The sequence below is a fragment of the Roseibium sp. genome (genome assembly GCF_965233565.1).
Taxonomy (GTDB): Bacteria; Pseudomonadota; Alphaproteobacteria; order Rhizobiales; family Stappiaceae; genus Roseibium.
On sequence record NZ_OZ247494.1, the window covers coordinates 5,769,599 to 5,793,279 of the forward strand.

Sequence of the window (23,681 nt, forward strand, 5' to 3'; positions counted from 1 at the left end):
GGGCAGATGGCACTTGCCAGCATGACAGGGTTCGCGCGGGCGATCGGGGAAGCGGGTCCCGTACGCTGGACCTGGGAACTCAGATCCGTCAACGGCAAGTCGCTGGACCTGCGCATTCGCATTCCGGCCGGGCTGGAAACCCTGGAACCGAAGATCCGCGAGCGCTGCAGCAAGGTGCTGCGCCGCGGCAACGTGTCCATTGGCCTTGCCATGCAACGCGACCAGTCGGCGCAGCAGCTGCAGGTCAACGAAGCGGCGCTTGAGGCCGTTCTGTCGACCATCGATCTTCTGAAACAACGTGTGCCGGACCTGGCGCCACCGTCGCTCGATGGCATTCTGTCCCAGAAGGGTGTCTTCGACCTGAAGGAGCCCGAGGACGACGAAGCTGCCCAGGCTGCGCTTCACAAGGCGCTGCTGACCTCGCTCGATGGCGCCCTGATCGACCTGGTCGACATGCGCCACACGGAAGGTCACGCGATCAGCACGGTTGTGCGCGGTCAGATCGACCGGATCGCGGAACTGACCCAGGCCGCGGAAGGCCTGCCGGCCCGCAAGCCCGAGGCGATCAAGGCCCGACTGAAGAAACAGGTCGCCGAGCTGATGGATGCCTCCGACGGCCAGCTGGACCCGCAGCGCCTCCACCAGGAGGCGGTTCTGCTGGCGACCAAGGCCGATATCCGCGAAGAGCTCGACCGGCTGCAGGCGCATGTGGCCGCCGTCCGCGATCTGATGGACAGCGGCGGCGCAATCGGCCGGCGTCTCGATTTCCTGGCACAGGAATTTAACCGGGAAGCCAATACACTGTGCTCCAAGTCGAATGACGTGGATCTGACGGCCATCGGGCTGGACTTGAAAGCCGTTATCGATCAAATGCGTGAGCAGATACAGAATCTGGAGTAAGCCCCATGACCGACGCCCCCGCCGGAACGCCGTCTGGAACCACCGTCAGCGCGGAAGAGGCCGAACAGCAGCGCCGCGGGCTGATGCTGGTCCTGTCGTCGCCTTCGGGTGCGGGCAAGTCGACCATTGCGCGGCTGCTTCTGGACAAGGAAGACAATCTCGCCCTGTCGATCTCCGTCACGACTCGGCCGCGCCGGTCCAGCGAGGTGGACGGTGTCCATTACCACTTCCTCGATCCAGGCCGCTTTGAACAGATGCGCGAGCATGACGAGCTCCTGGAATGGGCGGAAGTGCACGGCAACTACTATGCGACGCCGCGCGGGCCGGTCGAGAACGCGATCGAGAACGGCCGCGACATCCTGTTCGACATCGATATCCAGGGCACGTTCCAGCTCTACGAGAAGATGCGCTCCGACGTCGTTTCCATCTTCATCCTGCCGCCGTCGATTGCGGAGATGAAATCCCGCTTGAAACGCCGCGCGGAAGACACCGACGATGTCATCGCCAAGCGCATGAAGACTGCCGTCGGCGAAATGCGCCACTGGGAAAAATACGATTATGTGGTCGTCAATGACGACCTGGAACGGGCCTATGAAAACGTCCGCGCCATCCTGCGCGCCGAACGCCTCAAGCAATACCGCTCACCGAAGATCGGCCCGCTCATTCAGGGCATGGTGGATGACCTGGAAGCGGAACTCGGCGGCGCGGGGTGAGGGGCGAGGGCTGAGCTGAGGGACCTGCCTGTATAGGCAAGGCTGCCCCTCTTTGGCAGTTGCTGTCGCGCGCGGTGCTAGCGGTTTACGCTTAGCGGACGGTATATTGTTGCCACGGATCTCACGCTCCTCAGGCGTGAGGGAGCGCAGACATAGTGCCTCCCATTCTTCGTAAGGCGTGAAGCAGCAACCGTCGAAGTGAAGACTGGCGTCGATGCCATACGTACGTTTTCAAGGAAAAACGGTCGGCATACGGCGTGAAGCGCCAGCAATTGGAGTGGTTGAAAAAGAGCCTGGCGCCGGGTGACACGCTTGTCGTTTGGAAGCTGGACCGGCTGGACCACGGTGTCGGCGAATTGAATTCATTCATGGCGATGCTGAAGAAACGAGACGTGAATTTCGTCAGCCTGAATGACCAGATCGACACGCGCACGGCCATGGGAAACTTCATGTTTCACCTGTTGGCGTCACTGGCGCAGCTTGAACGGGATCTGACGGCAGAGCGAACTAGGGCGGGGATGGACGCAGCTCGTAAGCGCGGTTGGCATCCTGGACCGCAAACGCTGGTTCAGCGGCTCGAAAAAGAAGACCCGAAGCAGCTTAAGGCGCTTCTAAAAGACATTGCGGACCCAACAATGACTTGGCGCGGCCTGCATAAGAAGTATGGTTATGCGGTTGCAACTTTACGGCGACACTTAGAACGCGAACGCAAAGAGGCGCTGGCTAAGCTGGCAGCGGACGACGAAAAATGAGGATTTTGAAATGCGCCTAATGAATACTCTCTCTATTTCTAGAATTGGATTGATGTTGCTGACACTAATTTTGCTGAGCGGCGCATCTTCTGCTGATGTGGTTAAGAGCGGCACTTGCGGTGCAGGTTGGGCGATGACCGGTATCCATGTCCAAAAAGATCTTTTTTCTTGTATCCCCATGCCTTCTCAACACAGTCGAAAATGGGACCGGGACGGGGCAACTCAAAGAAATTTACAGCATTCGTGCCCTATTGATTGGTACGCCATAGACTATGAGGCGTCCGGTCATGATCTACTTTGCGGTAAAGGGCCACAAATCGATATGCGTTTGGAAAAAATCTTTAGTGGGAAAGATGGGCAAAACCAAAAACCGGACAAAATGATTGGGTGCCCCCCAAATTCTAGCCATTCAGATGACGGACGCACTTGGGTTATGACCGGTGTTCGGGTTGATCATAACTTCATAGCTTGCACCCCACTAAACTGAAGAACGAATTCAGCGGTCCGCAAGGATAAGATAGTGCCGAAGGATTGCCCCCTCCGGTCGCGCTGAGCCAAATTTAACTGTGACTCACAAGGAGCGGACCATGCCAGCCGAGAAGGCGGGACCGATGATGGAACGCCATATTATAGACGGTAAGACGGTCTATCTGCCGGTTGGATCGGTGCTTGAACCGCCAGCGCCGAAAGACATGACCGACGACGATGCAGCAGCCTGGCTGGAAGTCGAGCTGAAGAAGCCTTTGGGAAAATGTTTCTGAAACAAGGGAGGAATTATTATGTTGAAGAGTGTCTCAATTTTTTTGAGTTTCTATATTTTCTCGTCTCTATGGATTAGCATAGGTTTTGCTTCAAATTTAGAATGCCTTGCAGAGGCGAAGACCTATGTTTTTACTTTGGAAAGTAAGAAATTTAAGGTGTTGGAAAGTGATGAAGAGGATAAAGTTACAAAAAAACTAATTAATTGCCTTTCGAGTAAGGATGAAAAGGTCAGTAATCAGGAATCAATAATTCACTATGACGAAGACCAAATATTTAAAATTGTAGATTTGTTTCTTAAAAATTCTTTAAACCCCTACAACGAAAGCTCAAAGAGTCTCCTGCCAAAAAAACATATTGACATACCTAGCCATCCTCTCGATGGCGTGCTTATGAATTGCGTCATACGGGGTGGGCGTCTTGAGTGTTCGCCGATGCTATGGACCGAACCGCTGGGTCTGGAAATTCCTTGGACCGAGCCGCTGGGTCCGGAAATGCCAGTGATTTTGATTGATCCAAATAGTTCTCAATAATTTGCAGTGCAGTAAAGAGGGTAATGCGGCGTTGTCATTTCTCTGGGTTGAGAAGGGGCATCCCCTTGATGCAATGACAGCAGTTTGCAACGCGATGGAACGAGCGCCTGACCTATTTGAAAAAGCCCACGTTCGCGGTTGTGACAGTAACGGCAATAGCCGGGTTGTTCGCTGTTTCTTTCTAAAAGATCGGGATTCATAAGGAGCGAACAAATTTCAATAGCGATTTATGAGGTGCCCAGATGGAAGAAAGAACCAGAAAAAAGAAAAGAAAATTTTTTCATTTCTTAATTTTACCTTTTTTAACTTCATTTTATTGCACGGATATTTTACAGGCGAGGGTATAAAGTTAGAATATTTATGGTTTAACTACATCATGCTGGCTTTCATAAGTGTTATTACTGTTGTGTTGATTTTCTTAAACCTTGATGAGCCGTTGGTGCTTGTTTTGGATTCTATGTTTCTGTTCTTATTTGCTATTGTTATATTTGCAAATATCTATTCTTTTTACGGTTTGGTTGACGGCACGGTTCTTGATGCTGAAACAGGCTTGGAAGTGGCCAAAATAACGCATGACAAGTACGATACGTTTTACTTCTCTATAGTGACGTGGACCACATTGGGTTATGGGGATTGGCAGCCGACGCAGAGCGTAAAAATCTTTGCCGCAGTTCAAGCGTTAGTAGGTATGTATTCAACGGCGCTGTTGTTTGGCTTGTTCACTTATTCATTCGGCTTGCGAAACAAGCGAGACTCATAAGGAGCGCTGATGAAAATATATATACCTATAATAACAATGGTAACATTTTTAATATTTTGATTTTTGATAGGTATCAACTCGAAGGAAAAAGGTGGGGTTATTGCAAAGATTTTGACATATGTTTCGATTCCTATTTTCTTTCTATTTTTGCTTCTGTTGATTTTCTTCTACTGGGCAATGTTTTTCGGGTCGCAGGCGGCCGGGGTCGGCGGCGTGATTGTATTTTTGTTTTTGTTCGTGGGGTCTCCAATGATTGCTCTGGTGTCCATTTTTTCGGTGGCGTTGTTGGGCGATTTGTAAAAAACCGTATTAGTCACCAAGAAACGAATTGAACGGAGCCAGCAACGCCGATGTACGGACAACCAACTGTTCACACGGCTCGGAGGGCTAATGCCTCACGTTGTTCGGATTGCGCTCGAACGTTGCGACCAATTTAACTGTGACTCATAAGGAGCGGACATGTCGGACAAGCTCGCGGCCCTAGTTGATCAGGTGAGAGATTACAAGATGACCGCTGAAGAATTCGCCGAGCAGCGAATTGCTTATGCGTATGGCAACGCGCCTCTCGATGATGACAGCATGAAAGAGCAGGTGCGCCAAGCTTTGACTGTTCCGTTTTTCAACCGTGACTCATAAGGAGCGAATTTAATTGAAAGTTAGTTCCAAATTTCCTTTAAAGCTGAGTGTTTTACCGGAAGAGTTATTTACAAATATCGAGATACTTCCAGTTCTTCGAAACGCGTGGCAGTCACCAGGGTGTAAAACGAAATTCTTTTTGCCGTAAATAACTTTGAAATCAACTTTGTCGGGACTTGGGATGCTCACCGCGCAGATTTTTGCAAAGTAGGTTTCGCCTGTTTGGTCGTCATAAATCCGCTCAGTTGTTTGACTGTCACCTTTTACTTCAACAATAAAGGGAATTTCAAAATCCGGAGCCTTTTGAGCGTATGCACTTTGACCAAATGTAACCGCCAAAAATAATATCGAGATCTGTAGTTTAAGCATTGATAATATCCTTTGGTGTCGTGGTGAATTTGTTCAACCTACGATCTAAATTGTAAAATCGCAAATAGATGAAGGAGCCGGATTATGTGGGAAGGGGTCCAAATAGCTTTGGCGATCCTGCTGCCGATCTACACCTTTGCCCTCTTGCGAATTGTGTGGCGGGTCCGGTTCCATCCGGAAAAGGTCAGGTTTGACTTGGAAAATCGATAGAGAAGTAAGGAGCCGAGCATGCTGGAACATCTTGACGCCATAGCAATTTTGATTGGCTTGGGCGCGAATGTTGTCATGTTCGCATGGCTTCTGATTTTCAACCCGTAAACAAAGGAGCTCAACTTTTGAAGAAACTTATTCGGTTTACCGATGATGCATCAATTCTCATTCACCCGTCAGGAGTGAGATTCTTCCTCCTCCGACCCGGTGACAAAACTATCCCGCATTTTCAAGAGGCTGGGATTGTTTTTGAAGAGGGTGAAAACATCCGTGACGGTGTTGTTCATCTGCGGGCGCTTGATGGTGTTTACGAAGTGCAGCACGACGAAGCCACAGGGTTTGTTGTGCAAAAACTGCTTAACTTATAAGGGAGCGGATTGTCGGATTTTCCTTTCAAAGTTCGCATTCCTTGCGACGATGAAGATATCGATCGACTAAGGAACCACGCCAAAATCTTCGTTGGCAAAGAGTATGTCGACTGGGAGTGCGAGTGGCACAACAGCGGCTGTGTGGAATTCGGCTTTTCGGACCCAAACAATCAGGAGTTTTTCGAAAAGATTAAGAGAAACAATCGTGACTCATAAGGAGCGTTTCACGCAAACAGCATCCTATTTGGGAGACTTGTGATAAATTTGATCTCCAAAGTGAAGCTTTCCGTTCTTCAATTCAAGTGTTCCTGCAATAGTTTTTGAAACATCTGGCCACATGTCCCCAAGGAGACAAGAAACTCCTGGCAGTCCCCCTGACTTGGTGAATTGATACTTTGGTCCTTTTCCATTGACGGTAACCGGAAACTGAATTGAGACGGCATGGCATCTGCCGCCTGGCTCATAGGTGCCGCTTCCATACATATATATACGACAGTTCCAGGTGTCAGTTCCCTTAAACCCTCCTGAGTTGTTGTCTTCCAAATGGAGTTCATGAAAGCATCTTAATTCAGAGACGCCACTGTTATCAGTTTGCCAAACGCCCGAAATGTCATAGTTCCTAAACGGTTTTCCGAGAGCAATGCCCTCGTAAGGCCAAATTGTTCTGCAGTTTTTTTGACGAAAGCTTTGAATTTGGAATTCAGAGCCCGTGATAACGCGCCAAGCTGCCCCGGACTTAGTGTGACTTGGATATTTGATTTGACAGGTTCTTTTCCCCCAAAATCGCATTTCATCACGATTTTCATGTCGGTAACCTGCCCCAATCGGAGGGGAACAGGCATTCTGTGCAGGGTCAAAACAAATTACAAAATCGCCAGTAGCGAGTGCTTGCGTACAGAACAATAAACAAAATGTTGCCAAGAAAATGATGAATTGCATCACATTGTCCATCGTTCAACTGCGGCAGTTATTATGCTCAGAATACCCCAGTATATTCGAAAGGTGCTTGAGCTCAGCCTCTGGTCGCGCCAATAAAAACTTGAAATCTATCGTGATTATTGAGGAGCCATCCTCTCCATACCCCCTTGCGCTCACCTCAACCACACCCCGCAACCTCAGCAAACCGCTGCCGGTAGAGCCCCACGATCCGGTCCTTGACCGCCACCAGGGTCGGGTGGAGGCGCAGGCGTTCGTGGAAGCTCATCCAGGCGTCGTTGACGGCAAGGGGAGCATCGGTGAGGCGTTGCAGTCCTTTGGACTGGCCGATCCAGTCTGGCAGAACGCCCATGGCATAGCCGCCTTTCAGGACGTTGTAGAGGGCAATGGAGTTGTTGACCGCATATCGGCAGGGCCGGCCCTTCAGGATTTCGTTCTGCAGTTGGGATGATTTGAGGCGGGCGCGGCTGCCGCAATAGCCGGCCCAGACCTGGTCGGGCCAGGTGAGGGGATCAGCGGCATCCGGATGGGCCTCCAGGTAGTTCTCCGCGGCATAGACATGAAAGGCGATGTCCCCCAGCTTCTGGGCAATCAGGTGCGGGTGTTTGGGCGGACGGTTGCCGATCGCAATGTCGGCGGCATTGCGGCTGAGGTCCCAGAAGGCATCATCTGCATAGAATTCCAGGCGGACCCTGTCGAGGCCCTTCGTGATCTCCTCCACCCGGAGGGTCAGAAACTGCTGGCCCCATTCGCCAAGCGTGATCCGGCAGACCTGTTCGGGTGCATCGACCTTTTCCAGGTCAACCGCGCGGCCGAAATCCGCCGCGCTGCGGGCCATCGTTCGTGCCACCTTGACGAGACGCCGGCCGGCACCGGTCAATTCGTAGCCGGTCTGGCGCCGGTCGAAAAGCTGCACGTCCAGCTGGTCTTCCAGCCGGGCCACATGCCGGCCGACGGTCGGCTGTGACAGCGAAAGCGTGTCGGCAGCCTGGCTGAGGCTCTGGTGTTCGGCGACCGCAAGAAACACCCGGACCGCATCCCAGTCGAAATCGCTATTATTCATAAATGAATGATAGCATGCGGCATTATTCAGTTACATAGGAAAACGGGTCTGTCATGGTTCGGCCATCACAAATGAGGTTTGACATGATCGTGACCTGGCTGCTGTCCCGCCTGCGCAACAAGCGGACGACCCATCAAATTCAAAACAACGTGGCAACCGGAGTATCCGATGCACCCGACTGGATGGCGCGTGACCTCGGACTGGATGACCCGGACAACCGCAAGGCCGTTGCCAGGGGTGGTTGCCGCAACAAGGCGTTTCCGACCGTTTCTAGTCCTTCGCGGCAGCCCCGGCGGTCGTGAAATTGTTCGCCAGCGCAACGAAGCCGGCAATGTCGATCTCCTCCGCGCGCGCGGTCGGTTTCAGACCGGCCGCCTCGATCAGCTGTTCTGCATCCGGCGACAGCGCCTTGAGCGAGGCACGCAGCATCTTGCGCCGCTGGCCGAAGGCCGCCGCCGTGACCCGTTCCAGCGCTTTCAGATCGCAGGGAAGGGGGGACGTGTTGGGTGTCAGGTGCACCACCGCCGACGTGACCTTGGGCGGCGGTGTGAAGGCCTTGGGGCTGATATCGAACAGGATGCCGCCCTTGCAGCGCCAGCCGGCCAGCACGCCGAGCCGGCCATAGGCCTTGGACCCCGGTTCCGCGCTGATGCGCTCGCCGACTTCCTTCTGGAACATCAGGGTCAGAGACGACCAGAATGGTGGCCAGGCCTCCGTGGTGATCCAGTTGATCAAAAGCTGGGTGCCGACATTATAGGGCAGGTTGGCGGCGATCCGGACCTTGTCGCCGCCGGTGACGGCGACCGGGTCGATCTTCAGCGCATCGCCCTCGATCACCTCCAGCCGGCCGGGATAATGCGCGGCGATCTCGCCAAGCGCGGGCAGGCAGCGGCTGTCCTTTTCGATCGCAACAACCTTCCTGGCGCCGGCGGCAAGGAGCGCGCGGGTCAGGCCGCCCGGGCCCGGGCCGATTTCCAGCACCGTGCAATCCTCCAGGGACCCGGCGGAGCGGGCAATGCGCGAGGTCAGGTTGAGATCCAGCAGAAAATTCTGGCCGAGCGATTTCTTGGCATTGAGGCCATGGGCCGCGATCACGTCACGCAGCGGCGGAAGATCGTCGATCTGTGCCATCGGGTCTCGTCCTAGAACCGTTCGGGATGGGCCAGCGCATCGGCCATGCGCAACGAGGCCGCAAAACTGTTGATGCGCACCCGGCCGGTGCCTGCCAGACTGTAGGCCGTGCCGTGGTCGGGCGATGTGCGCACAAAGGGCAGGCCCAAGGTGACATTGACGCTGTCATCGAAGCCGATGGTCTTGGCCGGCACCAGAACCTGGTCGTGATACATGCCGAGCGCACAGTCATACCCGGTGCGGGCAGGCGGGTGGAACAGGGTGTCGGCCGGATGCGGGCCGCTCGCGTCTATGCCCTTGGCGCGCAGCTGTTCGATGGCGGGGGCGATGACATCCCTGTCCTCGGTTCCCATGGAGCCGTTTTCGCCCGCATGCGGGTTCAGGCCGCAGATCGCAAGCCTTGGAGCCGTAAAGCCGAATCTTGTCTTGAGGTCGGCCGCTGTGATTTCCGCCGTCTCCACGATCAGTTCGGTGGTCAGCGTCTCCGGCACGTCCTTCAGCGGAATATGGATGGTCACCGGCACGACCATCAGATCCGGCCCTGCGATCATCATGACGGGCCGGGCTGGAGCGTTTGGCCAGTTCTTTTCTGCCAGGGCACCGAGATATTCCGTGTGTCCGGGAAAGGAAAATCCGGTCTTGTAGAGTGCCGACTTGTTGATCGGGCAGGTGACAAGACTGCTGGCGAGACCCTTCCGGACATCGTCGACACAGCCTTCAATGGCTGAAACGACAGATTGTGCGGTCGCCGCCTGTTCTTCTCCGGGCCGGTCTTCCAGCGCCGGTCCGGTCTGCACAAGGGGGAGGGCCCGGGAAAAGAGGCCGGCGGCCTCTTCGGGCGTTGCCGCCTCAACCGGAACGTCCATGCCCAGTCTGGCCGATCTTTGCCGGAACAGCTCGACATCGCCGCGCACGTAAAAGCCAGGCAGTTTCAGGTTTTTCCGGTTGGCCCAGGCAAGCAGCGCCAGGTCCGGCCCAATCCCGGCCGGTTCGCCCATGCTGACGGCAAGCGTCTCTTGTGATCTTGCCATCTGCGATCAGCGATAGATGATGGTCGCGCGGCGGCGAATTTCCATCAGATAGCGGCGAGACCGGTTTTCGCCTTCCTTGGCCCGCAATTCGTTTTCCAGCTCCGTGCGAACGGCAATGTCGGAGGCAATCTCCCGTTTGCCGCAAACCGCAATCATCTCGAACCCGACGGGCGTGGTCGACGGTTTCGTCAGCTTGCCCGGCTGCAGGGCGCTGATCTCGTCACGCATGCTTGCCGGCAGTTCGGTTTCCAGGCGGCGCCCGATCGGCTGCACCACCACTTCGCTGTACTTGCCGAGAACCGCCCCAGGGTTTTCACAGTCGTTGAAAGCGGACCTGATCTGGTTGCTCTCGCGCTTGCGTTTCGACTTGAAGCCGCCGGACGAGCTTTTCGGCACGACCACAATGATGCGTTTCAGGTCGTATTCGACGGACTTTTTGCGGTCTTCTTCGTCGGTCTTTTTCAAAGCCGCGATGATGTCGGACTCGTTGACGTCGATGTTGCCGCTGAAGCGGGAGCGGACAATCCGGCTCCAGGCCAATTGTGCTTTCAGCCGGGCCTTGAGTGTATCCGGTTTCACACCGCCGCTGCGCAGGGCCTTGTTCAGCTGTGCCGGCGACATTTTCACGTTGCGCGCAATATTGGCATAGGCGTTGTCGACCTCGGACTGGCTGATGTCGACACCCATCCGGGTGGCTTCGCCGAGTTTGACCTGATCATCGATCAGTTCTTCCTTGGCCTGTTTCTTGGCGGCAGACGCGGATTTTCGCTGGGTCAGCGTGATGAGGCGGGCCCGTTGACTGATGTCGTAGTCGGTGATGGGCACGTCATTGACGATGACCCTGATGGCCGCATGCGCCGGCGCAGAGAAGGGCGCGGGCAGAATGAGCGCGAGGCAAAAGAGGACAGGGACGAGGCGAAGTCGCATTGATAACCATCCGTGCTGGCGTGAGGCCAAACCGAAGTTCGTGTTTTGGGCATGATATTTCGCACATCATGCCAACAATTTCAAAGTTTGCCCGCATGATGCCTGAATTCATGGCGGCATCATGACCTGTCGCAAAGAGAAAGGGCTTAGTTAAGGGCGCCGCTGGACACCTGAGTATTGCCGATCGTCCTGAGGCCGATCCGGAAATACAGCGTGCGATCCACCTCTTCGCCATCGTTGCGGCTGCGATCTTCCGCATAAGTTACCGACAGCGAGAAACCTTCGTCGTCATAGCCGATCCCGAAGCCGTCCTGAACGATGTTGCTGTTTTCCAGATCGTAGCGCATCGACCCGAAGATGCGCCAGTTCTCTTCCAGGCGCAGGCTGGCGGAGCCCAGCAGTTCCTCGCGCGGCGAATCGATGCCGACATCCGGCTGTGCGTTCAAGAAGGCATAGGCAAGCGAGGAGACAACCGGGCCGTAGATCGCGCTGGCCTGGGCCTGCACACGATTGAAGGTGAAGTCTTCCTTGTCGAGGCGTGCCTGCGCGCCGACCTTCACGCCGTATTGCGTGTCCAGGTACAGGCTGCCGACATAATCGGACAGATCCGTTTCCAGGCCGGAATCCTGAGTGGCGCCGAGAATGTCCGGTGTCGCATAGGAGTTGTCACCGGCGAGGTGATAGGAGCGTCCGAACAGGCCGCTGACATAGTAGCCGCTGTCCAGCTGGAGCTTGTAGTTCAGGCCGACATTCAGCCGGGTGCCGCCTTCTGCGCGGTCAAAGCCGGAAAACTTGTCCGCATCGAACAGGGTGGTCGTGTCGAAGACGATGCTCTGCGCGTCGTCATTCGGCAACTCGCCGATGCGTTGCTCATTCGGACGCGCCACGATTTGCGCGACCGGCTCAAGAATCTGATTGCCACCTTCGAAGGTCGCAATAAAGGGATAGCGGTATTCCATGCCGATGGCCGGCATGGCGCGGCCGACGAAACTCTCGCCGGACAGGGCAGTGACATCGCTGTCTGGTGAAGCCAGGAAGAACAGGTCGCCGCGCATATAGGCAAATGGCGTGAAGGATTGCCCAAGCGGATCGATGAACGTCCGGCGCCAGTTTCCTTTCAGGGACAGGCGCGAGAACGTGCCGTCGACACCCCGGAATTTCGCGGTCGTGCCGCCATCAACCGAGAAAGCGTCGGTCTCGTCCCGCGTCAGCGAGGTAAAATTCGCCGTCAGCGCGAGTTCGCCGGCAAGGACCGGGTCGGCAAAAACGTAATCATAGTCGATCACAGGCAGAACGAGTGGTTGCTTGTCCTGGAGCGAGCTGCCGACCGGCGAGAAGCCGTTGGCGTTGAACTGGCTGTCCGTGTAGTCCTCTTGCGAGATCTGGAAAGCGTAGGCCCTGACAGTCAGCGCGTTCCTGTCGGTCTTGCCTTCCAGGAAAATCTCGGACGTCTCACCATTGTCACCAAAGCTGGTGAATGAATAGTCCTTGAAGAACTGGCGGTCGCTTTTGTAGGTGAGGTCCCAACCCAGCGTCCAGTCGCGGGAAAGCGAGAGGGATGCTTTTGAGTTGACCGCACCGCGCCAACGCTCGTCGGCTCGCGACGTGCTGAACTGGCTTGGTTGCGCCTGATAGAGACCCGCTGCCGACACGCTGACCTGGCCGGCCGCGAACCGGTGCCGGTATTCAACATCCCCAAACACGCCCTGCTTGGTCAGCGGCGTCACGATCGTGGTGACATCGTAATAGGGGCTGAGCGCCCAGTAATACGGCACCGTCACACCGTAGCCGAGCTTGTCATTGACAATACCGCTGGGCATCAGGAAACCCGATTTCCGTTTGATAGACGGATCCGGCATTGTCAGATACGGCAGGTAGGCGATGGGCTGGCCGTAGACCTCGAACGCCGCATTCTCGAACCGGATGATCTTTTCCTGCTGATTGTGGATGATCTTCTCGGCCCGGACGCGCCAGAGCGGCGGCTTGTTCGGGGGATTGGTCGGCTTGGTATAAACCGTGTAGACGCCGTTTTCGATCGACGTGATATTGTTGCCTTCACGCCGGGCCTGCTCGGCCAGGAACCGGGTCCGTTTGGTAGTATCGATCTGAAGCGCGCGCGCGAAGCCTTCGGAAAAGTCCTCGGACAGGACCATTTCCTCTGTGCGCACGACGTTGCCGTTCTTCTCGATAAAGATCACGTTGCCGGCGGCTTTGAGTTGCTGGCTCTTCCGGTCGAAGATGATCTGATGCGCCTGGACGGTGTTGCCGTCGTAATAGACCTGAACATTCCCCGTCGCGACAATCAGGTCGCGGTCGAAGTCGTAGGTGAGTTCGCTCGATTCCAGGAGCAGCTCGGCATTCGGATCCAGTTGGTCCTGCAGACCAGCAGCAACATCCTGCGCGTTGGCCGGTCCAATGTCGGCATAGCTGAGCGCTGCCGCGATCGCGCACACGCTGGCTGCCGCAAGCAGCCTGCCTTTCTTGGCCCAAATCTCTGTGGTCAGGAAAGTTGGAAAAGCCATCGCCTTAGCCATCTTCCTGATGCAAGAGAATTGTCAAACCCATAAGTACTCCAAATATTCCAGGCGCCCACGCAGCCACCAAGGGAGGGACGATACCCGCGCCCCCGAAGTCCTTGGCAAGCTCGGTTAGAACGTAAAGCACGAACCCGGACAGGATTCCACCCAGAATCATACTTCCTAACCCGCCAAACCTCGAAACTTTAAGGGAAACCGCGGCTGCGATCAAAATCATCGCGACCAAAAGAAGCGGTCGCGCCAGCAGCGTCTGATACTGCAAATTATAACGATAGGCAGGTAACCCTGCGTTTCTCGCGAGTTCGATGAAGCGCGGCAGGTTCCAGAACGAAATTGATTCGGGCGAACCGATGCTCTCGCGAACTTCAGTGGCTGTCAGGAACGTGCTGACCTGATACCGGCCATAGGGCTGCGGGTCCCGTTCTGTCGTGTAGACGATGGCATCGTCCAGAAACCAGATTTCGTCGCCGAGCCGGGCTTCAGCCGCCTCGATCCGCTCCCGAAAGGTGCCGTCCTTGTCGAAGGTGAAGATCGTGACACCGCGCAGTTTCGTGCCGCCTTCAAGCAGCTTCTGAGCCAGAAGCACGGATTCGCCGTCGACGCCGTCCTGCCGCACCCACACATCATTGGAGGATTGCAGCAGGAAGCTTTGTTCCGACCCGAACAGGCCCGAGGCGACTTCGTCCGACTTGTGCTGGAACCAGACCGCGGCAGGATTATAAAGGGTGATCGACAGGATCCCGAGAACGATCCCGACCACGATGGCCGGCATGGAAAACTGCCAGACGGATATGCCGGAGGCACGGGCCACCACGAGTTCCAGCGCGCGGCTCAGTGTCACAAAGGCGGCAATCGCCCCGAACAGGACCGTAAAGGGAATGACCTGCTCCAGGAGCAGTGGAACACGCAAGGCAGAAATCAGCGCCACGCGCAGCACCGAAAACCCTTCCCGGTCACCGCCGCGGCGGACCAGCTCCAGAACATCGAACAGGAAAATCAGAACGGCGGCGAACAGGAACAGGCCGAGGATCGCCTTCAGGAACCGGCCGGAGAAATAGACGGAGAGGGTACGGCCGAGAATCATGCAGCGCCTCCGCTGCGGCGGCCGTTCAACCGGTCGCCGATCGCATCAAGCAGATCCTGAATGCGCAACTGGAGGTCACTCAGCCATTTCGGTTCCGCGCCGCGCTGTTCGCGGAAGATCGAGACGAGGGCGAGCAGGCAGCCAAGCAACGGCACGACATAGAGCAGGCTCAGAAGAGCCGTTGAATCTCCCGAAACCGCGGTGACGCCAAAACCGGTGGTTCTCAACAGGACACAGGCGCAGATCGCTCCGAGAACGGCAACCCCACGCCCCTGCCGTGTCGTGCGCGCCTTGCCGAGGAAAGCAAAGACAATCAGGCCGAAGGAAAGACAATAAAGCGGTTGGCTAAATCGCTCGTGAAGTTCCTGGATCAGTTTTTCCGGGTTTTTCAGAGCGTAAGCGTCGTTGCGGCCGGGAGACATCAGGTTCGCCGTGGTGCGCTCGCTGGCCTTGAAGACGGGTTCCCCGGCCTCCGGAATAAGATTGCTGAGGTCGAAAGCGTAGGATTGAAAGCGGACGATTGAAATGTCGCCTTCCTGTTTAGGACGCCGCTGGATGGTACCGTTCTGCATCACCAGAAGCGTTCTGTCGGCGGCTTCGACGATCTGACCGGAATCGGCCTGGTAGGTGAAGGCCGTTTCCTCGTCCCGCGTGTCATGCAGCAGAAGCCCGTCAAGCGTGCCCTTGCCGGTCCGGTTGCGGATGTGAAAGGTAAGACCGCTCTCGACCGTGATGAACCGGCCGGGCTTGACGATGTTGGCAACCAGGTCGGCGCGCACCCGCGTGATTTCGGTTCTAAGCTGGGCAAGCCCCATGGGCGCGAAATAGAGTGACATGCTTGCCGTCAGCATCATGACCACCAGCGAAAACAGCATGACCGGCTTCAGCACCAGGAAGCGCGACCCGCCACTGGCATCGATAACGATCAGTTCGCTGTCGCCGGATAGGGAATTCAAAACAAGGATCAGGGCAATCATCAGCGCAAAGGGTGCGACAATGACGATCAGGAAGGGCAGGGCCAGCATCGTGATGCCGATAAACTGCACGATGGTCTGGCCTTTTGACGTCACCAGATCGAGCTGGCGCAGTGCTTGCGTCGCCCAGACCACACCAGTCATTGCCGCGATCGTGAGCGTGAATGCATAGGCCGTCCGCCGGATGATGTAACGTTCGAGCGTTTTCATGAGCGCGCCGGATTAGATCCTTGCAAATATGACGATAAACGGCCTGGCACCGAATAACACGGAATGTGGTGAATGGCCCATGAATAAGAATGGTAAATATACATTAATTTTTGCAGCTCTTGCCGAAAAGCTGTTGAAACCCCATGATTTGTGGCAGATGCCGCAATCCATGGGAGACGGCATCCAATCCTTCTACCGTCTATAGACGCCTCACTGAAATTACGAGACCGACGAATGACCAAACTTTCAAAAATTTCCTTTTCCAAAACGGCCGCTCCGAAGGGCGGAGTTGCAGTGATCCTGGCAGGCGAGGGCCTTGCCCTGGGTTCTGTTGGCGAAGAGATCGTCTCCAGTCTCGAGGGGGGGCTGAAACGCGTCGCCGATATCGCTGGTTTTTCAGGCAAGAAAAAGACCACGCTTGATCTGGTCGGTCCGGCCGGGATCGCGCTCGACCGGCTGATCGTAGTCGGATTGGGCAAACCGGAGGATCTGAGCCGCGACGATTGGCGTGCCCTGGGTGGTGCTGTCTTTGCGGAATTGCAAAAAGTGAAGGCGGATGCGGCAACGGTGCTGCTGGAAGTGGCCGGGGAGGCCGGTTTGTCCGCTGATCTGGCGGCTGAGTTCGCGATGGGGGCAAAGCTGCGTTCCTACGCCTTTGACGCCTACAAGACCCGCAAGAAGGATGACGACGCACCGAAGGGGCTGAAGCTCGCGCTGGGTGTTGAAGATACAAAGGCGGCCAAGAAGGCCTGGAGTGTCGCCGAGGCAGTTGCCGATGGTGTTGTCTTGGCCAGGGATCTCGTGAACGAACCCGCCAACGTGCTCGGCCCGGTCGAGTTCGCCCAGAAGGCCAAGGATCTGGAAGCGCTTGGTGTCGAGGTCGAGATCCTCGGCGAGAAGGAAATGAAGAAACTGAAGATGGCCGCTCTCCTGGGTGTCGCGCAAGGTTCCGTGCGCCCGCCGCAACTGGCTGTCATGCGCTGGAACGGCGGCAAAAAGGGTGTTGCGCCCGTGGCGCTGGTCGGAAAAGGCGTGGTGTTTGATACCGGTGGCATCTCGATCAAGCCGGCCGGAGGCATGGAGGAGATGAAGGGCGACATGGGTGGTGCTGCGGCCGTGGTCGGTGCCATGCATGCAATTGCCGGGCGCAAGGCCAAAGCCAATGTGGTTGGTGTAATTGGCCTGGTGGAAAACATGCCAGACGGCAACGCACAGCGACCGGGAGACATCGTCAAGGCGATGTCGGGAACAACCATCGAGATCCTGAACACCGATGCGGAAGGTCGTCTCGTTCTGGCCGACGCGCTCTGGTACACCCTGCAGAAATACAAGCCGGCCATCATGATCGATCTGGCAACTCTGACAGGCGCCGTCCTGGTGGCACTCGGCAATCTCAATGCCGGCCTCTTCTCCAACAATGACGAACTGGCCGACAATCTGCTCGCGGCGGGCAAGGCCAGCGGCGAGCCGCTCTGGCGCCTGCCGTTGTCCAAGGACTATGACAAGATCATCGACACACCCAATGCCGACGTAAAGAACACCGGCGGCCGCTGGGCCGGGTCCATCACGGCAGCACAGTTCCTGCAGCGCTTTGCCAATGATGTGCCGTGGGCGCATCTGGACATTGCCGGCACGGCGTTCGGTGCGCCGAAAGACGACATCTGCCAGAGCTGGGCATCTGGTTATGGCGTCCGGTTGCTCAACCAGCTGGTCGCGGATCACTACGAAAGCTGACATCAGGTCCGTTTTGTGCTTCCGCCGCTTTAGAAAGCGGCGGAGCGCCCGGTCACCGGAATTTGGAAATCTGCCAACAAAAAACCCGCCGGTCGGCGGGTTTTTCGTGAGTATCTGTTTGCTGGATCAGCAGGTCTTGTAAGCTTGACAGGCAGTCGCCGGTTCAACCAGGAGCCCCATTCCGAGTGTGGCCCCTGCAACAACGGCCACCAACGCAAAAAACACAACAACTCGTGCAAGCATACAGCAAATCCCCTTTTGAGCTGGTTCGGGAAAACCGGTCACCAGCCGCTAAAATGATCCTTGGATCGTCCCCGGGAACGAACCCTAGTCAATCGACATTTTCGAAGGGTTAATGATACGAGTCTTCTGGCGTGTCCATGGCCGGTTTGCCGTTGCGGGAATTTGGTGACGCTGGTGTTGCGCAGCTGCATCACATTCCGGCTGGCCTCTGGATAACCGGCTCAAAAAGGGCAGAAATTGCACATGAAGCGTGGTGATTGAACAAAATGAGCGTTGAAGTTGTTTTTTACCATCTGCTGCACAAACCTTTGGAGGCGGCCCTGCCGCAGCTCCTGCAAAAATGTCTGGAGCGGGACTGGAAAGTCGTGGTGCAGACAGGGTCACAGGAACGTTGCAGCGCCCTGGATGCACATTTGTGGACCTTTGCCGATGACAGTTTCCTGCCGCACGGCACCCGGGCAGACGGGTATGCCGAGCATCAGCCGATCTACCTGACCCCGGAGCAGGACAATCCGAACGAGGCAGACGTGCGTTTTCTGGTCGACCGGGCCGAGCCGCCGGCACTTGGCGGCTACAAACGCGCAATCTACATGTTCGACGGCAATGATGATGGTGCGGTCCAGGAAGCCCGCCAGCGCTGGAAGGAAGCCAAGGCGGAAGGGTTCGAGATTGCCTATTGGCAACAGACGCAGGCAGGCGGCTGGGAACGGAAAGCGTAATCAAACGACGAAGGGCAGGGTGGTGACGATGAAAAAACTGAAACTCTCATCGGCCGAAATGGTCGAAAGGGCAAAGCAGCGGATCGAAGAGGTCGAGACCGTAGACGCGATCGCACTGGTCGGAGACCCGAACGTGGTGTTCGTCGATCTGCGCGACATTCGCGAGCGCCAGAAACTCGGGTTCATTCCCGGCAGCGTGCATTGTCCGCGCGGCATGATCGAATTCTGGGTGGATCCGGAAAGCCCCTATTTCAAGGAGGTCTTTGCCGAAGACAAACGTTTCATTTTCCATTGCGCCGCCGGCTGGCGGTCCGCCCTCACTGTCGCGACACTCCAGGACATGGGCTTTGACGCCGCCCATCTGAAGGATGGCTTTGCGGACTGGTTGAAAGCGGACGGTCCGGTGGAGAAACCAGACGCGCCCTGAGCAGATTGCGCACAGAAGACAGAGGTTAGGGTTCGGCGGTTCAGCACTTTATGTTTTTCATTCATAGCTTTTCCCCAAACAAGACTGGAAACTGCCCAAAATACGCCTCAAAGTCGCAGCTAAATGATTGACGTAAAAGCCACTTTCAGATTGTCCGCGTTGGCGGGAATCCGGTGGTTTCCCTCACCCAAAGGAGCGTGCAAGGTGCCGTCATGCACTGTCGCACGAAGTCAATCATGAGACACAAACTTCTGGCAGCCAGCCTGCCGGTTCTTCTGTTCGCGATTTCCATTCCGGCAGCATCCGCATTCGAAATCCAGGCGGGTCACATTCGTTCAGAGGACGGGCAACGTTATCTTTATCGCGAAAACGTAGAAATCCGATTTGCCCCCGAGGAGGCATTTGAAATCTCGGCGGATGAGATCACCGAGGAAGACGGTGCTACGCGCTATTCGGGCAATGTCCGCATCGCCTTCAAGTCCATGCGGCTGGAAGCAGATCAAATCAACCTCATTCGCGAGACAAATGGCGGGCAATTGATCACCTCTGAAAACGCTGACCTCACGGTTCTGGACCAGTAAGCGGGCTCCAGCATCGCGTACCAGAACGTGATCAGCAGACCTGGCAGGCCGTCGTCACCGGCTGGCCTGCCGGCCTGTCTCCGCAAGTACAGATTTTCAATTCCGCCAAAACAGGACCAAAACCACATGGCCAAACTGCGCCACTCAGCTTTCCTGAGCGCGATCCTGAGCCTACCGTTGACAAGTGCCGGTCAGGCCGCAGATCTCATCGGCTTCTGGGACACACAACAAAAGGGGGGCAACAGTTTTAACGAGCTGACGCCGGATGCCGCCTATTTTGATGCGCTCGCCGAAACCGGAGCAACCTGGGTGCGGCTGACCTTCAGCAAATGGAAAGGCGAAGGGCGGGACTTTCTTCTTGGCAATGCCGACAATTATCAGGGTCTGCCGCAGGAAGATGTCGTCAAACTGCGCAAGGCGCTTGATGCCGCGCACGCGGCCGGTCTGAAGGTCGTCATCGTGCCGCTCAGCCTGCCGGGGGCACGCTGGTCGCAGCAAAATGAGGGCACGTTCGACCACCGGCTCTGGACCGACCCTGCCTATGCGGAACAGGCCGTCCGGTTCTGGTCGGATGTGGCTGCCGAGTTCAAGGATCATCCCGCGATTGCCGCTTACAACATCGTCAATGAACCTGCTCCGGAAAAAAACACCGGGTTGGCGGAGAACGGTGCCATGAGCGATCTGGTTGCCTGGCAAGAAGAGCAGGCCGGCGGTCCCAGGGATCTGGTGTCGTTCTACAACCGGGTCATCGCGGCCATCAGGAAAGAGGACACAGCAACCCCGGTTATGGTGGATGCCGGCTATTATGCCAATCCTCGCTCGCTTGCCGCCTGGCCGGACAGGCTCAACGATGACCGGGTGCTCTATGCATTTCATATGTATGAGCCCTATGAGGCGACCAGCTCGGGCAACATGAAACGCGAGGAACCTTATCGCTATCCCGGCGTGACCACCCTGTATGGTGGCGAGGAGCTCAGCTGGAGCCGACCAGATGTCGTCGCGCATATCGACAAGGCCTTTGACTGGGCCGAAGAACAGGGCCTGGCGCCGACACGGGTCGTTGCCGGCGAATTCGGCTGCATGCGCCGCTGGCAGGATTGCGGCACCTATCTGAAGGACGTGATCGACGCCGTCGACGCCCGGGGTGGCCACTGGGCGTTCTATGCCTTCCGTGAGGAATGGGAAGGCATGGATTACGAACTCCCGCTGTCTTTGAAGCCTGGCCGGTTCTACTGGATGATGGAAGAAGGCAAGAGCGGCGACATTCCGAGGGACGGCAAACTGATGGAGCTGCTGAAAGAGGAGCTGAACGGCTAAGACCGGCCGGGTGACCGGCACAACGTCAAAGTGCCGTCTCCAGCGAAGGGGACGGCACGAAGCAGGTGGTGTTTAACTCAGCCGGGCCAGCAGCTGCGGAACCTTGCCGATATTGTCCAGTCTGAAGAACCGCTCATGTCCGATCGGCTCGACGGCCTCTTCAAGGGCCCAGGTCATGTCATACGGAACATGTGCACCATAAGCGCCGGCATTAAGGGCAGGCACAATATCCGACTTCAGGGAGTTGCCGATCATCAGGGCCTGCGCTGGTCCGCTGCCGTGTCTTGAAAACAGGGTCGCATAGGTGGCGTCGGTCTTTTCCGAGACGATCTCAATGGCATCGAAATGGATATCCAGTCCGGACGCCGTGACCTTTCGTTCCTGGTCGAAGAGGTCACCCTTCGTAATCAGAACAAGCTTGTAGTCGCCCTTCACCGTCTTCAGCGTGTCTTCCACATGGGGAAGGGGTTCCACCGGATGCTTCATCATCTCGCGGCCGGCTTCGAGGATCTCCGCAATGACATCGGCCGGAACGCGGCGGTCCGTTACCTCGATCGCCGTTTCGATCATCGACAGCGTGAAGCCTTTCACACCGTAGCCGTAATGCAGGACATTTCGGCGCTCGGCCGCCAGCAACCGCTCGGAGAGCTGGCTTTTTTCCGTATAATCCGCAAGCAGATCGGCAAAGCGGTCTTCGGTCAGGCGAAAGACACGCTCGTTGTGCCAGAGCGTGTCATCTGCATCGAAACCCAGCGTGGTAATTTCGGCCATCAGGACGCCTCTTCGAATTCGGCGGAGAGCTCCAGCCATTCCTCTTCGGTCTTGACCAGTTTTTTCTCGCAGAAGGCCCGTTCCTTGGCAAACTTGGTTGCCCGTTCCGGTTCTTTTGCAAAGAACTCGGGGTCGGCGAGAGCCTCGTCGAGCCGGCCGATCTTGTCCTGAAGCCGGGCCATTTCCTTTTCCGCCGCATCGATCTTCTGTTTCAGCGGCTTCAACTGGCTGCGCTTCTGGGCAGCTTCCCGGCGCTTTTCCTGAGCCGAGGCTTTTTCGGCGTCTTCGGCATCCGCCCTGTCGCGGGCCCTTTGCGCAGCCTCCGGTCCCTGCAGGATCAGGCGGCGGTAATCCTCCATGTCGCCATCATATGGCGAGACCATGCCATCCGCGACGAGCCAAAGGCGATCGGCGCAGGCTTCCACCAGGTGGCGGTCGTGACTGATCAGCACCACGGCACCCTGGAACTCGTTCAGCGCCATGACCAGCGCTTCGCGGCTGTCAATATCCAGGTGGTTGGTCGGTTCGTCGAGGATCAGCAGGTGCGGACCGTCGAATGTGGCGAGCCCCAGAAGCAGACGCGCCTTTTCTCCACCCGAAAGATCCTTGGCCGGTGTATCCATGCGGTCGGTCGGCAGTCCCATTCGGGCGACACGTGCGCGGACCTTGGCCTCGGGCGCTTCCGGCATCAAGGCGCGGACATGGGCCACCGAGTTTTCGGCGGGTTTCAACTCATCCAGTTGGTGCTGGGCAAAAAACGCGATCTTCAGCTTTGACGCTTTGGTGATCTCGCCATCCATGGCGCCGAGACGACCGGAAATGAGCTTTGCGAACGTCGATTTGCCGTTGCCGTTTGCCCCCAGAAGCGCGATCCGGTCATCGGTATCGATGTTGAGCGTCAGCCGTGACAGGATTCTGGTTTCGCCGTAGCCCGTGGCAACGCCTTCCAGCTTCAGGATCGGTGGTGCCAGTTGGGCTTCCGGATCGGGGAAATGGATGGGTTTGCTGCTTTCATCCGTCAATGCGGCGATCGGCTGCATTTTTTCCAGCATCTTCAACCGGGATTGAGCCTGGCGCGCCTTGCTGGCCTTGTAACGGAACCGGTCGACGAAGGCCTGCATGTGCTTGCGCTGGGCATCCTGCTTCTCCTTGGCCTTTTCGGCCAGGATCATCGCTTCGCGCCGCTGACGGTCGAAACTGTCATAGCCGCCGGAATAGTAGGTCAGCTTGCCACGTTCCAGGTGAACAATACTGTCCACGGCCTTGTTGAGAAGATCCCGGTCATGGGAGATCAACAGAACCTGGTGCGGATAGCGGGAAACATAATTCTCCAGCCAGAGCGTGCCTTCCAGATCGAGATAGTTGGTTGGCTCGTCGAGTAGCAGCAGATCGGGCTCGGAAAAGAGCACCGCAGCCAGGGCAACACGCATGCGCCAACCGCCCGAAAAGGATGAGCAGGGGCGCTGCTGTGCGTCGGCATCAAACCCGAGACCGGAGAGGATGGACCCCGCGCGTGCTTCTGCCGTGTGGGCTCCAATATCTGCAAGGCGAGTGTGGATTTCGGCAATCCGGTCCGGGTCGGTTTCCGTTTCTGCCTCTGCGAGCAGCCGGCTGCGCTCCGTATCGGCCGCCAGCACAACTTCCATCAAGGTGTCTTCCGTACCCGGCGCTTCCTGGGCCACCTGGCCGATCCGGGCTCTCTTGGGGATCTGCACGCCGCCAGTTTCTGTGCCAAGCTCGCCGGTGATGATCTTGAAGAGCGTCGATTTGCCGGCGCCATTGCGGCCGACCAGCCCGGTCTTTGCCTTGCCGGGCAGGGTCACGCTGGCCTTGTCGATCAGGAGCCGGTCCCCGATCCGGTAAGTGAGGTCATTGATTTGCAACATGGGCGGGATGTTTGGCGAAGGCTCTCACCGGATGCAAGCGGAATCCTGCTTGAAACCGCGTGGAAACGACGGGCTGTGGCATCACTGCACTCCTGCCCGCCGTATTCGTC

26 protein-coding genes are annotated in these 23,681 nt (G+C 56.7%); 15 read left to right on the plus strand and 11 right to left on the minus strand.

Annotated elements, in window-relative coordinates; translation table 11 throughout:
• Nucleotides 1-6: 6 nt before the first annotated feature.
• From ACO6TG_RS26295 to ACO6TG_RS26330, 8 genes are all read left to right on the plus strand, one after another.
• Nucleotides 7-900: a YicC/YloC family endoribonuclease gene (locus ACO6TG_RS26295; RefSeq protein ID WP_422375906.1), complete on the plus strand. Its 894-nt coding sequence runs from the start codon at nucleotides 7-9 to the stop codon at nucleotides 898-900.
• A gap of 5 nt (nucleotides 901-905) precedes the next feature.
• Nucleotides 906-1,613, plus strand: a complete 708-nt coding sequence (gene gmk / locus ACO6TG_RS26300; protein WP_094070285.1) for a guanylate kinase — start codon at nucleotides 906-908, stop codon at nucleotides 1,611-1,613.
• A gap of 257 nt (nucleotides 1,614-1,870) precedes the next feature.
• The gene (locus tag ACO6TG_RS26305) at nucleotides 1,871-2,365 is read left to right on the plus strand and encodes a recombinase family protein (protein ID WP_422375907.1); all 495 of its coding nucleotides are present in this window, start codon (nucleotides 1,871-1,873) and stop codon (nucleotides 2,363-2,365) included.
• A 19-nt stretch (nucleotides 2,366-2,384) separates the two neighbouring features.
• Nucleotides 2,385-2,852 carry a hypothetical protein gene (locus ACO6TG_RS26310; RefSeq protein WP_422375908.1) on the plus strand — a complete coding sequence of 156 codons (468 nt, stop codon included), beginning with the start codon at nucleotides 2,385-2,387 and terminating at the stop codon, nucleotides 2,850-2,852.
• A gap of 100 nt (nucleotides 2,853-2,952) precedes the next feature.
• Complete coding sequence (locus ACO6TG_RS26315; RefSeq protein ID WP_422375909.1) at nucleotides 2,953-3,126, plus strand: hypothetical protein; 174 nt, start codon at nucleotides 2,953-2,955, stop codon at nucleotides 3,124-3,126.
• A gap of 18 nt (nucleotides 3,127-3,144) precedes the next feature.
• Nucleotides 3,145-3,657 (plus strand): hypothetical protein, encoded by a 513-nt coding sequence (locus ACO6TG_RS26320; RefSeq protein WP_422375910.1) that lies wholly within the window; start codon nucleotides 3,145-3,147, stop codon nucleotides 3,655-3,657.
• A gap of 376 nt (nucleotides 3,658-4,033) precedes the next feature.
• Nucleotides 4,034-4,417 carry an ion channel gene (locus tag ACO6TG_RS26325; RefSeq protein ID WP_422375911.1) on the plus strand — a complete coding sequence of 128 codons (384 nt, stop codon included), beginning with the start codon at nucleotides 4,034-4,036 and terminating at the stop codon, nucleotides 4,415-4,417.
• A 459-nt stretch (nucleotides 4,418-4,876) separates the two neighbouring features.
• On the plus strand, nucleotides 4,877-5,053 hold the full coding sequence (locus tag ACO6TG_RS26330; RefSeq protein ID WP_422375912.1) for a hypothetical protein: 177 nt from the start codon (nucleotides 4,877-4,879) through the stop codon (nucleotides 5,051-5,053).
• A gap of 9 nt (nucleotides 5,054-5,062) precedes the next feature.
• Here ACO6TG_RS26330 and ACO6TG_RS26335 read toward each other — a convergent pair whose 3' ends face one another.
• Nucleotides 5,063-5,422 carry a hypothetical protein gene (locus tag ACO6TG_RS26335; protein WP_422375913.1) on the minus strand — a complete coding sequence of 120 codons (360 nt, stop codon included), beginning with the start codon at nucleotides 5,420-5,422 and terminating at the stop codon, nucleotides 5,063-5,065.
• A 335-nt stretch (nucleotides 5,423-5,757) separates the two neighbouring features.
• On the opposite strand from ACO6TG_RS26335, the gene ACO6TG_RS26340 reads away from it, so the two are divergent.
• Nucleotides 5,758-6,000, plus strand: a complete 243-nt coding sequence (locus tag ACO6TG_RS26340) for a hypothetical protein (RefSeq protein WP_422375914.1) — start codon at nucleotides 5,758-5,760, stop codon at nucleotides 5,998-6,000.
• A 240-nt stretch (nucleotides 6,001-6,240) separates the two neighbouring features.
• Here ACO6TG_RS26340 and ACO6TG_RS26345 read toward each other — a convergent pair whose 3' ends face one another.
• Nucleotides 6,241-6,939, minus strand: a complete 699-nt coding sequence (locus tag ACO6TG_RS26345; protein ID WP_422375915.1) for a hypothetical protein — start codon at nucleotides 6,937-6,939, stop codon at nucleotides 6,241-6,243.
• A gap of 157 nt (nucleotides 6,940-7,096) precedes the next feature.
• Nucleotides 7,097-7,999, minus strand: a complete 903-nt coding sequence (locus ACO6TG_RS26350; protein WP_422375916.1) for a LysR family transcriptional regulator — start codon at nucleotides 7,997-7,999, stop codon at nucleotides 7,097-7,099.
• An 83-nt stretch (nucleotides 8,000-8,082) separates the two neighbouring features.
• Between ACO6TG_RS26350 and ACO6TG_RS26355 the strand changes: the two genes are divergently transcribed.
• Entirely contained in the window at nucleotides 8,083-8,301 is a 219-nt protein-coding gene (locus ACO6TG_RS26355; protein WP_422375917.1) for a hypothetical protein, read from the plus strand.
• Here ACO6TG_RS26355 and rsmA read toward each other — a convergent pair.
• The 6 genes from rsmA to lptF form a co-directional block, all read right to left on the minus strand.
• Nucleotides 8,270-9,130: a 16S rRNA (adenine(1518)-N(6)/adenine(1519)-N(6))-dimethyltransferase RsmA gene (gene rsmA / locus ACO6TG_RS26360; RefSeq protein WP_422375918.1), complete on the minus strand. Its 861-nt coding sequence runs from the start codon at nucleotides 9,128-9,130 to the stop codon at nucleotides 8,270-8,272. The two genes, ACO6TG_RS26355 and rsmA, sit on opposite strands and share 32 nt — an antisense overlap.
• An 11-nt stretch (nucleotides 9,131-9,141) precedes the next feature.
• The gene (gene pdxA, locus ACO6TG_RS26365; RefSeq protein ID WP_422375919.1) at nucleotides 9,142-10,161 is read right to left on the minus strand and encodes a 4-hydroxythreonine-4-phosphate dehydrogenase PdxA; all 1,020 of its coding nucleotides are present in this window, start codon (nucleotides 10,159-10,161) and stop codon (nucleotides 9,142-9,144) included.
• A 6-nt stretch (nucleotides 10,162-10,167) separates the two neighbouring features.
• Nucleotides 10,168-11,088 carry a SurA N-terminal domain-containing protein gene (locus ACO6TG_RS26370; RefSeq protein WP_422375920.1) on the minus strand — a complete coding sequence of 307 codons (921 nt, stop codon included), beginning with the start codon at nucleotides 11,086-11,088 and terminating at the stop codon, nucleotides 10,168-10,170.
• Between the two features lie 146 nt (nucleotides 11,089-11,234).
• Nucleotides 11,235-13,610: an LPS-assembly protein LptD gene (locus ACO6TG_RS26375; protein WP_422375921.1), complete on the minus strand. Its 2,376-nt coding sequence runs from the start codon at nucleotides 13,608-13,610 to the stop codon at nucleotides 11,235-11,237.
• Nucleotides 13,611-13,614: 4 nt separating this feature from the next.
• On the minus strand, nucleotides 13,615-14,709 hold the full coding sequence (gene lptG, locus ACO6TG_RS26380; protein WP_422375922.1) for an LPS export ABC transporter permease LptG: 1,095 nt from the start codon (nucleotides 14,707-14,709) through the stop codon (nucleotides 13,615-13,617).
• Entirely contained in the window at nucleotides 14,706-15,893 is a 1,188-nt protein-coding gene (gene lptF / locus ACO6TG_RS26385) for an LPS export ABC transporter permease LptF (protein WP_422375923.1), read from the minus strand. The genes lptG and lptF overlap by 4 nt, the downstream gene beginning before the upstream one ends.
• Before the next feature lie 234 nt (nucleotides 15,894-16,127).
• Here lptF and ACO6TG_RS26390 point away from each other — a divergent pair, with 234 nt between their 5' ends.
• The 5 genes from ACO6TG_RS26390 to ACO6TG_RS26410 all read left to right on the plus strand — a co-directional run bounded on the left by ACO6TG_RS26390 (nucleotide 16,128) and on the right by ACO6TG_RS26410 (nucleotide 20,914).
• A complete protein-coding gene (locus ACO6TG_RS26390; protein WP_422375924.1) occupies nucleotides 16,128-17,627 on the plus strand; it encodes a leucyl aminopeptidase in 1,500 nt (499 codons plus the stop codon).
• A gap of 509 nt (nucleotides 17,628-18,136) precedes the next feature.
• Complete coding sequence (locus ACO6TG_RS26395) at nucleotides 18,137-18,589, plus strand: DNA polymerase III subunit chi (protein ID WP_422375925.1); 453 nt, start codon at nucleotides 18,137-18,139, stop codon at nucleotides 18,587-18,589.
• Between the two features lie 28 nt (nucleotides 18,590-18,617).
• Nucleotides 18,618-19,016 (plus strand): rhodanese-like domain-containing protein, encoded by a 399-nt coding sequence (locus ACO6TG_RS26400; protein ID WP_422375926.1) that lies wholly within the window; start codon nucleotides 18,618-18,620, stop codon nucleotides 19,014-19,016.
• 236 nt (nucleotides 19,017-19,252) lie between these two features.
• On the plus strand, nucleotides 19,253-19,597 hold the full coding sequence (locus ACO6TG_RS26405) for a hypothetical protein (protein WP_422375927.1): 345 nt from the start codon (nucleotides 19,253-19,255) through the stop codon (nucleotides 19,595-19,597).
• 126 nt (nucleotides 19,598-19,723) lie between these two features.
• Complete coding sequence (locus ACO6TG_RS26410; RefSeq protein WP_422375928.1) at nucleotides 19,724-20,914, plus strand: glycoside hydrolase family 5 protein; 1,191 nt, start codon at nucleotides 19,724-19,726, stop codon at nucleotides 20,912-20,914.
• A 72-nt stretch (nucleotides 20,915-20,986) separates the two neighbouring features.
• Here ACO6TG_RS26410 and ACO6TG_RS26415 read toward each other — a convergent pair whose 3' ends face one another.
• On the minus strand, nucleotides 20,987-21,685 hold the full coding sequence (locus ACO6TG_RS26415) for an HAD family hydrolase (RefSeq protein WP_422375929.1): 699 nt from the start codon (nucleotides 21,683-21,685) through the stop codon (nucleotides 20,987-20,989).
• Nucleotides 21,685-23,571, minus strand: coding sequence for an ABC-F family ATP-binding cassette domain-containing protein (locus ACO6TG_RS26420; RefSeq protein ID WP_422375930.1), 1,887 nt, complete (start codon nucleotides 23,569-23,571; stop codon nucleotides 21,685-21,687). The genes ACO6TG_RS26415 and ACO6TG_RS26420 overlap by 1 nt, the downstream gene beginning before the upstream one ends.
• Between the last annotated feature and the right edge of the window lie 110 nt (nucleotides 23,572-23,681).

Excerpts from the sequence above, each read along its gene's own strand:
- ACO6TG_RS26350 (WP_422375916.1), bottom strand. The coding sequence starts at position 7,999 with ATGAATAATAGCGATTTCGACTGGGATGCGGTCCGGGTGTTTCTTGCG.
- ACO6TG_RS26405 (WP_422375927.1), top strand. The coding sequence starts at position 19,253 with ATGAGACACAAACTTCTGGCAGCCAGCCTGCCGGTTCTTCTGTTCGCG.
- ACO6TG_RS26320 (WP_422375910.1), top strand. The coding sequence starts at position 3,145 with ATGTTGAAGAGTGTCTCAATTTTTTTGAGTTTCTATATTTTCTCGTCT.
- ACO6TG_RS26370 (WP_422375920.1), bottom strand. The coding sequence starts at position 11,088 with ATGCGACTTCGCCTCGTCCCTGTCCTCTTTTGCCTCGCGCTCATTCTG.
- rsmA (WP_422375918.1), bottom strand. The coding sequence starts at position 9,130 with ATGGCACAGATCGACGATCTTCCGCCGCTGCGTGACGTGATCGCGGCC.
- ACO6TG_RS26420 (WP_422375930.1), bottom strand. The coding sequence starts at position 23,571 with ATGTTGCAAATCAATGACCTCACTTACCGGATCGGGGACCGGCTCCTG.
- ACO6TG_RS26390 (WP_422375924.1), top strand. The coding sequence starts at position 16,128 with ATGACCAAACTTTCAAAAATTTCCTTTTCCAAAACGGCCGCTCCGAAG.
- ACO6TG_RS26395 (WP_422375925.1), top strand. The coding sequence starts at position 18,137 with ATGAGCGTTGAAGTTGTTTTTTACCATCTGCTGCACAAACCTTTGGAG.
- ACO6TG_RS26345 (WP_422375915.1), bottom strand. The coding sequence starts at position 6,939 with ATGCAATTCATCATTTTCTTGGCAACATTTTGTTTATTGTTCTGTACG.
- ACO6TG_RS26315 (WP_422375909.1), top strand. The coding sequence starts at position 2,953 with ATGCCAGCCGAGAAGGCGGGACCGATGATGGAACGCCATATTATAGAC.
- ACO6TG_RS26415 (WP_422375929.1), bottom strand. The coding sequence starts at position 21,685 with ATGGCCGAAATTACCACGCTGGGTTTCGATGCAGATGACACGCTCTGG.
- ACO6TG_RS26295 (WP_422375906.1), top strand. The coding sequence starts at position 7 with ATGGCACTTGCCAGCATGACAGGGTTCGCGCGGGCGATCGGGGAAGCG.
- ACO6TG_RS26335 (WP_422375913.1), bottom strand. The coding sequence starts at position 5,422 with ATGCTTAAACTACAGATCTCGATATTATTTTTGGCGGTTACATTTGGT.
- ACO6TG_RS26330 (WP_422375912.1), top strand. The coding sequence starts at position 4,877 with ATGTCGGACAAGCTCGCGGCCCTAGTTGATCAGGTGAGAGATTACAAG.
- ACO6TG_RS26400 (WP_422375926.1), top strand. The coding sequence starts at position 18,618 with ATGAAAAAACTGAAACTCTCATCGGCCGAAATGGTCGAAAGGGCAAAG.
- ACO6TG_RS26410 (WP_422375928.1), top strand. The coding sequence starts at position 19,724 with ATGGCCAAACTGCGCCACTCAGCTTTCCTGAGCGCGATCCTGAGCCTA.
- gmk (WP_094070285.1), top strand. The coding sequence starts at position 906 with ATGACCGACGCCCCCGCCGGAACGCCGTCTGGAACCACCGTCAGCGCG.
- ACO6TG_RS26325 (WP_422375911.1), top strand. The coding sequence starts at position 4,034 with ATGCTGGCTTTCATAAGTGTTATTACTGTTGTGTTGATTTTCTTAAAC.
- ACO6TG_RS26355 (WP_422375917.1), top strand. The coding sequence starts at position 8,083 with ATGATCGTGACCTGGCTGCTGTCCCGCCTGCGCAACAAGCGGACGACC.
- ACO6TG_RS26310 (WP_422375908.1), top strand. The coding sequence starts at position 2,385 with ATGAATACTCTCTCTATTTCTAGAATTGGATTGATGTTGCTGACACTA.
- lptG (WP_422375922.1), bottom strand. The coding sequence starts at position 14,709 with ATGATTCTCGGCCGTACCCTCTCCGTCTATTTCTCCGGCCGGTTCCTG.
- lptF (WP_422375923.1), bottom strand. The coding sequence starts at position 15,893 with ATGAAAACGCTCGAACGTTACATCATCCGGCGGACGGCCTATGCATTC.
- pdxA (WP_422375919.1), bottom strand. The coding sequence starts at position 10,161 with ATGGCAAGATCACAAGAGACGCTTGCCGTCAGCATGGGCGAACCGGCC.
- ACO6TG_RS26375 (WP_422375921.1), bottom strand. The coding sequence starts at position 13,610 with ATGGCTTTTCCAACTTTCCTGACCACAGAGATTTGGGCCAAGAAAGGC.